Origin of the sequence: Poritiphilus flavus (assembly GCF_009901585.1) — a bacterium.
GTDB lineage: Bacteria > Bacteroidota > Bacteroidia > Flavobacteriales > Flavobacteriaceae > Poritiphilus > Poritiphilus flavus.
In genome coordinates this window covers 124,779-136,536 of record NZ_WXYO01000008.1, presented here as the reverse complement: position 1 = coordinate 136,536, position 11,758 = coordinate 124,779, and the positions used below count along the sequence as shown (strand labels likewise).

The window sequence follows — 11,758 nt, the reverse complement described above, 5'->3', positions numbered from 1 at the left end:
ATGCCAAAAGAGTCCAGGGTAGCACCCGCACATATCGCCAAAGAAGAATGGATTAAGAATCAGGACCCGCCAAGAGGAGTCATGGAAGGCCATCTATACGGCATCAATTGCGTAGTCATCCGCTACAGCACAGACGAGATAGGAGTTGGCCCGAATCTTCATGTACATCCTTATGACGAGCTTTTCCATATTATCGAAGGACGGGCCGAGTTTACTGTTGGAAACCGAAAGTTTACCGCGGAAGAGGGCGCCATTGTCATAGGGCCTGCCAATGTACCCCATGCCTACAAGAACCTGGGACCAGGCCGGTTAGATTCTGTGGATGTACATATGAACAGTGAATGGATCCAATACGACCTGCCCCGTGAAGGGGAAGCGCTTAGCGCCCCTGACCTGGAGGGATAAACGACTTTAGTTTATGGATGAAAACTATGATTTACTGTTCAATTTTATTAAAGGGATCATTCCAATTCGGGACACCGAAGCCTGGGAAATCGCTAAGGCATTTCGTCCTTTGAAAATTAATAAAGGTCAACTCCTGCTAAGAGAAAATGAAATCAGTGATGATTATGTCTACCTTCAAAAAGGATTGATGCGAACCTTTCTCTATGATCTGGAAGGAAATGAAATAACCACAGAGATCTTCACTGAAAATAATATTGTATTTGAGATCACTTCCTTTTTCAACCGCGTCCGGTCTGATGCCAATATTCAAGCTATAACAGACTGTAGTGGTTTCCGTCTTTCCTATGAGGAACTAAACCGGCTGTTCCACAACAAACCGGATTTCAGGGATTTTGGGAGAGCAATTCTGGTCAAATGCTTTATAGCTTCCAACAAAAGAAACTATGCCATGATCAATCAGACCGCAGAACAACGGTACCAGCATTTGCTCACTTCCAGACCGGAGATATTGAAGTATGCGCCTCTAAAATATATCGCCTCCTACCTGGGTGTGACCGATAGTACCCTGAGCAGGATACGGAAGAAAACCCAATAGCTCCATTTCTTGCCTTTTGTCAAGTAGAGCCCATTTTTGGCTTCCTAGTTTTGTGGTCAAAAATCATATCAAATGGGAGCCATATCAATATATTCATCTGCCGGCCTGATTCTGACAACCTTACTTACTCTTTGGCTGTTCTATAAAGCTTCAAGCCATAAAAAGGTCATTTATGGGGTTATCATCTGGATGATCCTGGTTGGCATCCTTGGAATTATGGGTTTTTATCAGGAAACTGAAGTAATTCCGCCTAGAATTGTCTTCCTTCTCATGCCTGGAATAATTTTGGTAATAATACTCTTTTCATCCAAAAAGGCTAAAGCGTGGATAGATAAGCTGAACTTAAAATGGCTGACGCTCTTACATATAGTTCGCGTTCCGGTAGAAATTATCCTTTATCGCATGTATCTGGCCGGATCCATTCCCGTACTAATGACCTTTGAGGGCTACAATTACGATATCTTATCCGGAATAACGGCTCCGGCTATTTATTACTTCGTTTTTGTAAACAAAAAACTGGGGCGGAAAAGTCTTCTGATATGGAATTTCATCTGCCTGGCGCTCTTGCTCAACATTTTAACTATTGCTGCTTTAAGCGCTGAGACACCGTTCCAAAAACTGGCATTCGACCAACCCAATGTAGGGGTGACCCAATTTCCCTTCGTATGGCTTCCAGCCATTATAGTGCCCCTGGTCTTATTTTCTCATCTGGCGAGTATCTGGCAATTGACCGTTCGTAAGAGCTAGACGAGATAACCCCCCTTAAAACTTCAATTCTCAGAGTAGTCGATTTAAAGACAAAAAAGACCATTATTATTTCAATAAAAAAGACCGCTAAAAAACGGTCCTTTGTCAATATTGTTTTGTACAATGAAACATTATGTTAGTTCGTCACTTCCTTTATATGTTTTCATAGTTATCAGTTTTATATATCAATAATACTAAATATTACAAATCTTTACTAGTATAACTGTATATTTTAATATTTATTTTACATTGTTTTTTAATTCAAAACTCATGCCAAACCCTTGAAAAGGTAATATCACATCATTTCTGTGACTTCTGGAAATTTGATTTTTGACATCAACATGTTCCTCTTCAAAGAAATTAACATTTCCAATATTAAAAAATGAAACGCCAACATTTTCTGGAAATGAAATGACTACATCAATGCCCTTAGTAAATGTTGCCATTCTTATTAATTTGTAGTTTTCATTTTTCAGCGAATATCTCCGCTCAACTTTCTTATGAATTCGAAAAACTCTATTTCCATTTTCACTAATTAAAGGGACTTTGGTAACAACATAATTTTTGTTATCATTATCTATTTCCTCTGGTTCAACATCTTTGTCATTAACCGTATAAAAAATAATATCATTTTTGAATCCAGATTCTTCGTCTTCTTGGCTAATACTTAATTTAGATATAATCTCTGATTCATCGACGCTTTCGTCCAAAACAATATCATATTTGAATGTTTGAGTGTAACTAATTACAAAGTCATCGTTTATTTCCGAAATATTTATTGTAATAACAAAATCTCTATTATAGTGTTTCTTGGTTGTTGGAAGATACGTTTGTAATATTCTATTTTCTACCAAATCACTTAATTCCGGAAATTTCTTTTTATAAATTGCCTTTGAAGTGGCTTTCCAAAGCTCTTGTTGATTTTTTTCGCTACGATTCTCAATAAAGTCTGTGCCTAAAATTATTTCTTCAATTACACTTTTAAATATTCCCGTAAACTGAATCGATTTTAGTACCGCAGCAAAAACACCGGAGGATAAAACAGTAAAACTTAACTTTTCGAGTAATAAATTAACGTTAATGGAAAAAACACCAATTTTTGAAAGAATAAATAATAGAAATGCAACTATTATCAGGAGCCAAACCATATTGGCATAAATCCACTTTTGAACCTTTTTTATTTCTTCCATCTGACAAATTTGAATGAATATAACTTTGAATGTGGGAATTTACAGCAAAACATTTGATTTTATTTTTTTACATTGTACGCTGACAGTGACTATAGTTCATTAAGGCTTAAACAACAATTCTGAATTTTAAGCTTTATACCAAATTTAAGGTTACGTTGAAATGATAATCACATCCCAGTCCTTAACGAAACCATAGACAAAAACCTTAACTGTAATTTTTCTTTTCTCGAAGCCAAGGTTTTTTTGAAACCAATATCCAAAGGCACATTTTAAATTATCCTTAAATTTCACTTGGTTTTTAAGAAGAGGAGATAAAGACCATCTTACACTTTATTTTACCACATGCAGGATATGACAAACCTCCCAGCCTATCCTTTACGGCCAATAGAATAAAACATGGAAGATCCGAATACATTATTTACACTTAACAACGGACTTAAAATGCCCTCCATAGGCCTGGGGGTATTATTTGCCGAAAACAATGATGAAGTAGAAAATGCCGTACGCTCGGCCTTAGAGAATGGCTACCGGAAGATAGATACCGCTTCGGCCTATCAGAATGAGGAAGGTGTCGGCAAGGGGATAATTTCAAGTGGCCTGGAAAGAAAAGAGATCTTTCTAACCACCAAGGTGTGGAATACAGAACAAGGTTATGACCAAACCCTGAATTCCTTTGATGAGAGTTTGAGGCGTTTACAGACAGAATACATTGACCTGTATTTGATACATTGGCCGGTAAAGTCGAAATACAAAGAAACTTATAAAGCCCTGGAGAGACTATATTCCGATGGGAAAGCCAGGGCCATTGGAGTATGTAATTTCAGCATCCCGCAATTGGAAGATCTGATGGAGCATTCCCAGCTTACCCCTGCACTCAATCAGGTAGAAATGCATCCGCATTTGAGTCAGAATGCATTGCTTGAATTTGCGAAAAAACACCGTATTCAGCTCGAAGCCTGGCGACCTATTATGATGGGAGAGGTTCTCAGCATTCCTGAATTGGTAGAAATCGGTAAATTTCACTCAAAATCCGCCGTACAGGTAACTTTGCGGTGGTTGATTCAACGTGGCGTAGCGGTAATTCCAAAATCCGTAACACCCAAAAGAATAAAAGAAAACCGTGAAATCTTCGATTTTGAATTAAGCGCGGATCAAATGGCTATCATTGAAAGTCTTAACCAGAACAGAAGGCTGGGCGAAGACCTATCGCATATCGAATAACGAAAACCACTTAATGAATAAGAAACGAAACAAACGCATCCTGAGAATTGTTTTCCCTCTGGCAGGTATTATTTCCCTGTTTTTTGTACCCTGGCTTATCGTCAGGGCCTGGATGGCTCCTCTGCCCGATACCGTGCAGGAACAACTGGACAATGCCCTGAACTATGATCTGGATGGTACTATTGTATATGTGGATCAAAACGGGAAACCGCCGGAGTTTTACGCATCCGGATGGAACAATAGGGATAAAAAAATACCGGCAGACCCACACACGCTGTTTAAGATAGCAAGTATCAGTAAACTTTATGTAGCAGTGACCGCTGTAAAGGTTGTAAACAGTGGAGCCTTGTCTTTGGACGACAGCCTGGCGGATCTATTACCGGAATACTCCGGACGCATTGAAAATGCGGATGAGATCACCCTGAGATTGATGCTACAACATCGAAGCGGTATTCCCAATTATATGGACGACCCGGATTATCCCTGGTCCAGTCCGCCTAAAACCAATTTGGAAACCCTTGAATTGGTGCTGGACGCTCCGGCCGACTTTGATCCTGATGAAAGATACAGCTACTCCAATACCAACTTTCTATTGATCGGTGAAATCCTGGACAAAACCCTCGGCTATAGTCATCACCAATACATTAATGAGGAGATCCTGACCCCTCTGAAATTGAAAAACACCTACAATTTGCTTTCAGAGGTAAATCTGGATGAGGTAATGAGCGGTTATTTTATCGGTTATGAGCCGGATATCAAAGCCAATGATTTCATCAACCCCGGCGGTTCCATGGTGGCAACGGCAGAGGACGTGGGCATATTCCTCAGGGCTTTGAACGATGGCTCACTTTTGACTGAAAGTGAACAGAAGACCTATTCCTCTGTTTACGTATACGAACATACCGGATTGTTACCGGGCTATCAGAGCATAGCTAAATACCACCGGGATATGGATACTGTGGTGATCCTCTTCGTAAACACCAGCGGTGGAAATGCCTGGTCTATCGGGGAGATTGTATATAGCAAAGTCGTAAAAATTCTGAGGAAGCAATAAACCCGAATATTCAGACTTAAGGCCGGCATAGATTTTTAGCTCCTGTTTTCAGGCAACCGTAGAAATAATCACTGAAACCCGCCTTGTTCATAAGGTTAAAAACCGTTTCCATATCGTACTCCACGCGATGCATGGAGATCTTGTCATCATGCACTACGGCAAAAGCCGCCCTGGGGTCATTATCCCTGGGCTGCCCTACGGATCCGGGGTTGCAGTAAGTTTTATTCCCGTATTCCTCCAGCCGTTGTACATGGGTATGTCCAGACATGAAAATCTTTCCTTCTATACGCGAGAAATACGCTTCGGAAGGCTGGCTTATATATTCGTCAATAGGATCAGACCAGCCTCCGTGGACCATTTGGATATTTCCCACAAAGCGTTGAATGGCACTTTTTCGCAACCATTCCAGGTTTTCCGGTTTAATCACGCTTCTTTGATATTCAATACACTTGTTGGCACTATTTCCCCTGGGGCAAAAACCACCGCTCGCCAGGTACCAGTCATGATTGCCCATTAATGAAGGTATCCTGCGTTTCCGGAGTTCCTCAATGCATTCATTAATTTGCGAATAATAGCCTGCTACATCGCCCAAACAATAGATCTCATCAACCTTGAGCCTATCCAGTTCGGAAAGTACGGATTTAAGGGCCTCATAATTGCCATGTATATCTGATATGATTCCTATTTTCATTCCTTAAATATAAAGTCTTCAACATATCGAACTGCTCTGCCCTTTCGAATGGTGGGCTGTTCTGGTAATTTGTTATCCAGATAGTACTCAAGGGCCATTTCTGGCTCGTTATATCCAAATGCGCTGCGAATGGATGATGCCGATGAGATTCGTGGGTTTATTTCCAGGAGTTTGAATTCCCCGTCGTCCTGTCTAAATTGAAAATTTGTCGGACCAATTGGTTTAAAAATATCGCAAAGTGCAGATACAGTCTCTTCAATTAGTGGAGATTCTACTACCGTTGCTTTTTCGGTAAAACCCTGCTTAGACAACTTTCTTTTCATGGTCATAATGGCGGTGTACCCTCCGTTTCCATCACCAAATGCTGCTGTGGTATACTCTTCCTCATCATTTCCAATATAAGGCTGTACCATGAGTTCCGGACCAATTCTGTCTTTATGTAGGTTAAAGGTCTCTTCGTCCTTTACGAGAACGATCCCCCTGGAGGCTCCACCTACTCTCGGTTTCAGCAATAAGGGCAGACCTAAATTGTCTTCCAGCCAGGCAAAATCGGCAGAAAGGAAGGTAGGGATGGCTTTTGGAAAATTATGGTTTCGCAACACTTCGTAGAAGTCCCACTTGTCATTACAGAGCGGAATGAGCTCGCTTTTATTCATCACCACTGCTACACCGGTATCTCTTAGGGCCTGGATATTTTCATTCCAAATCGTTACATCATCCTCAAAACCCGGGAAAACGATATCGACCCTATGATCCCTGATAGTAGAGAGTAGCCAATCTATATATCCTTCGGAACGGCTTAAGGGGGCTTTTAAGACCAGATCGCAGAATCCGGGAGCGACAGAATCTTCAAAGATGGTAATTCCAATGACCTTATACGGCGTTTCAGACATTCTGATGGACCTGATAATACCATAACCTATAAGTCCATGAGCTCCGGAGACCAGCACGTTTTTCATTTCTTTTCTTTTCAATATGGATTATCTCATTTTTGTAAGAAATCTACATGTGAATACACCTGCCTACGAGCAATATGTCCGGGCTGCGGGCTGCATTGGTGCCTGGCCTGCTGCAACGGTATAGCGGGAAATAATCCTGGCAATCGTTATTCACAAAGAAGCCAAAATCCCGGTGCTTCTTCGAAACCAAATCCGCATAGACATCTACATCAACTATATATTTCCACACCTTAAAAGGAATGGTATCTTTTGAGAAACTGTTTTTGAACCGGAACAGTGAGTCTTGCCGGCTACCCACGCCTCCACCTAAATTTAGAACGGAAAAATCTTGCTTGGTTGCCTGTATTCTCACCTCATCAATAATAAGTTTTGCAGGGTTAAGGTGCCAGAAATCAGATTTAGCCCCGGCCAGATGATAGTGCACCAAACGATTTTTTTTCACGATCATAGCTCCGGCAATCGCTTTCCCTGTTTCATTTTCACGGGCCAGCCAGATCTCGGTCGTGAATTCCTCGCTCTGCATTAGGCCTTCAAAATAGGACTTAGGAAAAAAGTAACGGGGAGTGGCCTTAACGCGGACCATGGTCTCGTTATAGAGATTCATGAATTCCATCAAACCGTCCGGAGTATTCTCAATCTTTGCCTGGCAAAGACGTCTGGTCTTGTTAATGTAGGTTTTTAGTCTTTTCTGATAAGCTTTGCGTTGTTCTTCCAAGGGTTTTTCCAGATCAATGGTGACTATGTCTCCCATAGTGGTGGTTTCACCAATATTGGTAAGGCAGGTTTCCTGGTTGGGGACAAAGGGGTTTAGCCTGGAAAAAACAGAAACGATCCGCTCCTGTTCAAGCAAGTCCTGAAGTTCCTTTCTAAAGTTGCTGTTGTCAAAGTCAGGGCCTATATGACTTGTAATGGGGCCTGCGTAACCGCTAACTGAAGTAGCATCAAAATAATCAGTGCCGGGTACCTTCCGAATCAATAAGGGAATGGCAATTTTACTGTTGTTCTCCGAATAATACAGTAAAACAGGCTTATCTTCATCATTTCTGTCAAAATAGTGGTATTCATAGGTATGATAGAAATCTGAGATATCCATATTTTTCAGGATAACATCCCATCTGATTCTGTCGGTAATAAGTTGAATCATTTTGCTCGAGTATAGTTTGGTGTAAGTACATGGAATGTTCAAAGCTATGATGTAAAGCTATAAATTAAAATGACCGAAATCAGTATAGGCCATAGCCCGGAAAGCCCAAACTGTAATTAACTGGAAGTTAAGACTTTGCTAAGGTGGGAAAATTCAAAATGTCAAAATGGTCTCCGCAAAAGGTGTTGGGATATCAGAAATACACTCATAGCTTAACAACGGCAATTCATCTCCGGATCTACTTTTGGACAAAGTATTTCACAATCCACTATCTTTAGACAATAGCGGGGATACCCCGATCAAAATCCCGGAGTTTTACTAAAACACCATATGAAACAAGCCATTGTCCATATAGCCCTTGTAGTAAAAGACTATGACGAGGCCATTGAATTCTATACCCAAAAACTGAACTTTGCGCTGCTCGAAGACACTTATCAACCCGAACAAGACAAAAGATGGGTGGTTGTTGCCCCGCCAAATTCCACAGGAACTACGATTTTGCTCGCCAGGGCCTCAAAACCCGAACAGGAGGAATTTATCGGAAATCAGAGTGGCGGAAGGGTATTTCTGTTTCTGAACACCGATGATTTTTGGAGGGATTACAATCAAATGGTATCCAGGGGGATAGAGTTTGTCCGCGAACCCAAAACAGCGGATTACGGCACCGTGGCGGTGTTTAAAGACCTGTATGGGAATCTATGGGATTTGTTGGAATTAAAGCCTGACCATCCAATAGTGAAAAGAATGAAATAGATCAACCCTTTCGGAATGCGAGCATTGAACAATTTCAAATACCGACTTATCCAGGGCAAATTTCGAGGCCTGTTTTCAATATCCCTTGGGTTCCTTTTCTCCCTGTTATTCATTAATTGCAAAAAAGAGGTCGTAGTACAAAAGCCCAATATTTTGCTCATTTGTGTAGATGACCTGCGCCCGGAATTGCGCAGTTTTGGTGCCGAATACATCATTTCGCCCAATATTGACCGCTTGGCGCAAAGCGGAATCTCCTTTCGACGACATTATGTGAATGCCCCCAGTTGCGGCCCTTCTCGTTATACCCTGCTAACAGGTCTTTATGGCCCCAGGGGGAATGATGCCCTATTTCGCCGTTCAGTCAGGTTGAAACAGGGCAAGGAGCATATAAATCCCAGTATGCCGGAATGGTTCCGGACCCATGGGTATACCGCTATTTCCGTGGGAAAAGTGTCGCATCATCCGGGAGGGATGGGCGGAGCGGACTGGAATGACAGTACCCAATTGGAAATGCCAAGATCCTGGGACAAACAGCTTATGCCCAGTGGGCCCTGGAAACATCCACGTGGGGCGATGCATGGCCTGGCTCATGGAGAAATTCGGGTTAAGCCGAAGGAAATGGACGTGTATCAGGCAGTGGAGGGAGATGACAGTATCTATCCGGACGGGCTTATAGCCAAGGAGGCTTTGAAACAAATAAAGGATTTAAGTAAAGAAGAGAAGCCTTTTTTTCTGGCTGTTGGCCTAATAAAGCCTCATTTGCCGTTTGGAGCTCCAAAGGCTTACCTGGATCTGTATGACAGTGTACAATTGCCTGATATAAACCATCCCGGGAAACCAGAAGGCAGAACTACCTGGCATGGATCCGGCGAATTCAGGCAATATAACCTATGGGGATCAGACCCTAATGAAGATCCGGACTTTGCAGTTGCCTTACGCCGACATTATGCGGCCTGTGTAAGTTATGCCGACGCGCAGGTTGGAAAGATCCTGGAGGAACTAAAACGAATAGAGGCGGATAAAAATACCATTGTGGTGCTTTGGGGAGATCACGGCTGGCATCTTGGAGAACACGCGGTCTGGGGAAAGCACACCTTGTTTGAGGAATCCTTACACTCCCCTTTGATCATTCAATACCCGGATATAAAGCTGCCGGGAGCAGAAACTGATGCCATTGTGGAAACGCTGGACCTCTTCCCTACCCTCTGTGATCTGTCCGGGATTGCGATACCAGATTTTGTCCAGGGGAGTTCTCTAAGGCCAATGATGGAGGATCCTCAAGTAGCTGGTAATCCGGCTATCGCATATCACAGCAAGGCTACTACCATACGAAATAGCAGTCATCGCCTGATATTGCACAAGGATGGATATACGGAATTGTACGATCACGACTCCTCTGAAAAGGAAACCAGAAATGTCGCTGAGGAAAACCCTGAATTGGTGGAAAAACTAACACAAGAACTAAGGAAAAGACTGGAATAAGAATGTCGGGATTCAGGAAGTGAAATACAGTCACAGAATGCTAATCTCAATATATTTATGATATAGCCATATTTGTATAGCTTTTCACTCAACTATTTTGGGATCTCTACATCTAAAAAAGGAAATCAAACAATTGCATCAAAATGAAAAGAATATACCTGCTGGTCTTACTTCCGTTTTTAGTTTCCTTCCAATGCGAAGATGATTTGGATAATTCCGGTTTTGAAACGACTTATTTACTTCAGAATGAATCCGGTATCGATCTGATTTTGCTGAGCAATGGAAATAGCCTGGTAGACTTGGAAAGTCAATCCGAGGTATCCATAGGAAGTACCCTTAATTCAGTCACAGAACCCGTAGTACCCTCGGAATCCCTTATTTTTGAAGACATCAAACTGTACAGAACCGATGGAGATGATTTTATCCTGGTCTATGATCAGGAACCACTCGACGATGCTCTATGGATCTTTAATGAGCCGTCTGTAAACCGATATGAGTACACTTTAGTAATTACAGATGATCTGATAGACTAACTTGCACAACACATAAACAACCCTGTACCATGAATTTAGCAGTAGCCCAATTTGAACCAAAAGACGGAGATAAAGCCTATAATCTTTCAGTGATCCGGGAATTGACCAAAAAAGCCAGGGACGGTGGGGCAGATCTGATCAGTTTTCACGAAATGTCTATCACGGCCTATACTTATACCAAAGACCTCAGTCTGGAAGAAATTACTACCCTTGCGGAGGAGGTACCGCAGGGTGAGAGCACCCGGCAGTTAATGGCCATCTCCAAAGAGTTCGAACTACCGATTCTGGCAGGCCTGGTGGAAAGATCAAACGGAAAGATCTACAATACTTATGTCTGTGTCAACCAGGGAGATTTGGTCGCCAAATACCGTAAAATCCATCCCTTTATCAGTAAATATATGTCTGCCGGAGATGACTATTGTGTATTTGACTTACTTGGATGGAAATGTGGTATCCTGATCTGCTACGACAATAACGTAATAGAAAATGTCCGGGCAACCAGTCTTTTGGGTGCTGAGATCATCTTTGCGCCCCATGTTACCGGCTGTACCCCATCTGCCATGCCAGGAAGGGGATTTGTAGCCGACGAACTCTGGCAAAACCGTGAGAAGGACCCCGTTTCCCTTAGATTGGAATTTGACGGACCCAAGGGCAGGCGCTGGCTGATGCGCTGGCTACCGGGAAGGGCCTATGACAATGGGGTTTATTACGCCTTTACCAACCCCATCGGATACGATGGTGAACATCTTAAAAATGGTAATTCCATGATCTTAGACCCCTATGGGGAGGTACTAACGGAGGTCAGGTCCTTTGATGACGACATTGCAATCGCTAAGATCACCAAGGACAAGTTATCCCTCTCCGGAGGTTGGAGATACAAGAACGCCCGAAGGCCGGAGCTCTACAAAGATATTATCGGAAAAGAACACCAGTCAGAGACCAGCCCGGTCTGGATGAGGTGAATCGGTTGATTTTTAATCTGAT

13 protein-coding genes are annotated in these 11,758 nt (G+C 42.3%); 9 read left to right on the top strand and 4 right to left on the bottom strand.

Features of this window, described 5'->3' with window-relative positions:
- From GTQ38_RS17770 to GTQ38_RS17760, 3 genes are all read left to right on the top strand, one after another.
- Nucleotides 1-405 carry a cupin domain-containing protein gene (locus tag GTQ38_RS17770; RefSeq protein WP_161436917.1) on the top strand — a complete coding sequence of 135 codons (405 nt, stop codon included), beginning with the start codon at nt 1-3 and terminating at the stop codon, nt 403-405.
- 13 nt (nt 406-418) lie between these two features.
- The gene (locus GTQ38_RS17765; RefSeq protein WP_161436916.1) at nt 419-1,000 is read left to right on the top strand and encodes a Crp/Fnr family transcriptional regulator; all 582 of its coding nucleotides are present in this window, start codon (nt 419-421) and stop codon (nt 998-1,000) included.
- Between the two features lie 72 nt (nt 1,001-1,072).
- Nucleotides 1,073-1,747 (top strand): hypothetical protein, encoded by a 675-nt coding sequence (locus tag GTQ38_RS17760; protein WP_161436915.1) that lies wholly within the window; start codon nt 1,073-1,075, stop codon nt 1,745-1,747.
- 239 nt (nt 1,748-1,986) lie between these two features.
- Here the strand turns inward: GTQ38_RS17760 and GTQ38_RS17755 are convergent, their stop codons facing one another.
- Complete coding sequence (locus GTQ38_RS17755) at nt 1,987-2,937, bottom strand: hypothetical protein (RefSeq protein ID WP_161436914.1); 951 nt, start codon at nt 2,935-2,937, stop codon at nt 1,987-1,989.
- A 396-nt stretch (nt 2,938-3,333) separates the two neighbouring features.
- Between GTQ38_RS17755 and GTQ38_RS17750 the strand changes: the two genes are divergently transcribed.
- Together GTQ38_RS17750 and GTQ38_RS17745 are read left to right on the top strand one after the other, a co-directional pair.
- Entirely contained in the window at nt 3,334-4,158 is an 825-nt protein-coding gene (locus GTQ38_RS17750; RefSeq protein ID WP_161436913.1) for an aldo/keto reductase, read from the top strand.
- 13 nt (nt 4,159-4,171) lie between these two features.
- Nucleotides 4,172-5,212 carry a serine hydrolase domain-containing protein gene (locus GTQ38_RS17745; protein WP_161436912.1) on the top strand — a complete coding sequence of 347 codons (1,041 nt, stop codon included), beginning with the start codon at nt 4,172-4,174 and terminating at the stop codon, nt 5,210-5,212.
- 16 nt (nt 5,213-5,228) lie between these two features.
- Here GTQ38_RS17745 and GTQ38_RS17740 read toward each other — a convergent pair whose 3' ends face one another.
- From GTQ38_RS17740 to GTQ38_RS17730, 3 genes are read right to left on the bottom strand one after another with little or no spacing between them, the layout of a single operon-like run.
- On the bottom strand, nt 5,229-5,903 hold the full coding sequence (locus GTQ38_RS17740) for a metallophosphoesterase family protein (RefSeq protein ID WP_161436911.1): 675 nt from the start codon (nt 5,901-5,903) through the stop codon (nt 5,229-5,231).
- Nucleotides 5,900-6,862, bottom strand: coding sequence for an ATP-grasp domain-containing protein (locus tag GTQ38_RS17735; RefSeq protein WP_161436910.1), 963 nt, complete (start codon nt 6,860-6,862; stop codon nt 5,900-5,902). The genes GTQ38_RS17740 and GTQ38_RS17735 overlap by 4 nt, the downstream gene beginning before the upstream one ends.
- A gap of 43 nt (nt 6,863-6,905) precedes the next feature.
- A complete protein-coding gene (locus tag GTQ38_RS17730; RefSeq protein ID WP_161436909.1) occupies nt 6,906-8,006 on the bottom strand; it encodes a peptidoglycan bridge formation glycyltransferase FemA/FemB family protein in 1,101 nt (366 codons plus the stop codon).
- A 330-nt stretch (nt 8,007-8,336) separates the two neighbouring features.
- On the opposite strand from GTQ38_RS17730, the gene GTQ38_RS17725 reads away from it, so the two are divergent.
- The 4 genes from GTQ38_RS17725 (at nt 8,337) to GTQ38_RS17710 (ending at nt 11,736) form a co-directional block, all read left to right on the top strand.
- Nucleotides 8,337-8,759: a VOC family protein gene (locus tag GTQ38_RS17725; protein WP_161436908.1), complete on the top strand. Its 423-nt coding sequence runs from the start codon at nt 8,337-8,339 to the stop codon at nt 8,757-8,759.
- A gap of 15 nt (nt 8,760-8,774) precedes the next feature.
- Complete coding sequence (locus GTQ38_RS17720) at nt 8,775-10,241, top strand: sulfatase (protein ID WP_161436907.1); 1,467 nt, start codon at nt 8,775-8,777, stop codon at nt 10,239-10,241.
- A 143-nt stretch (nt 10,242-10,384) separates the two neighbouring features.
- Entirely contained in the window at nt 10,385-10,774 is a 390-nt protein-coding gene (locus tag GTQ38_RS17715; protein WP_161436906.1) for a hypothetical protein, read from the top strand.
- A 29-nt stretch (nt 10,775-10,803) separates the two neighbouring features.
- Entirely contained in the window at nt 10,804-11,736 is a 933-nt protein-coding gene (locus GTQ38_RS17710) for a nitrilase family protein (RefSeq protein ID WP_161436905.1), read from the top strand.
- Nucleotides 11,737-11,758: the final 22 nt, after the last annotated feature.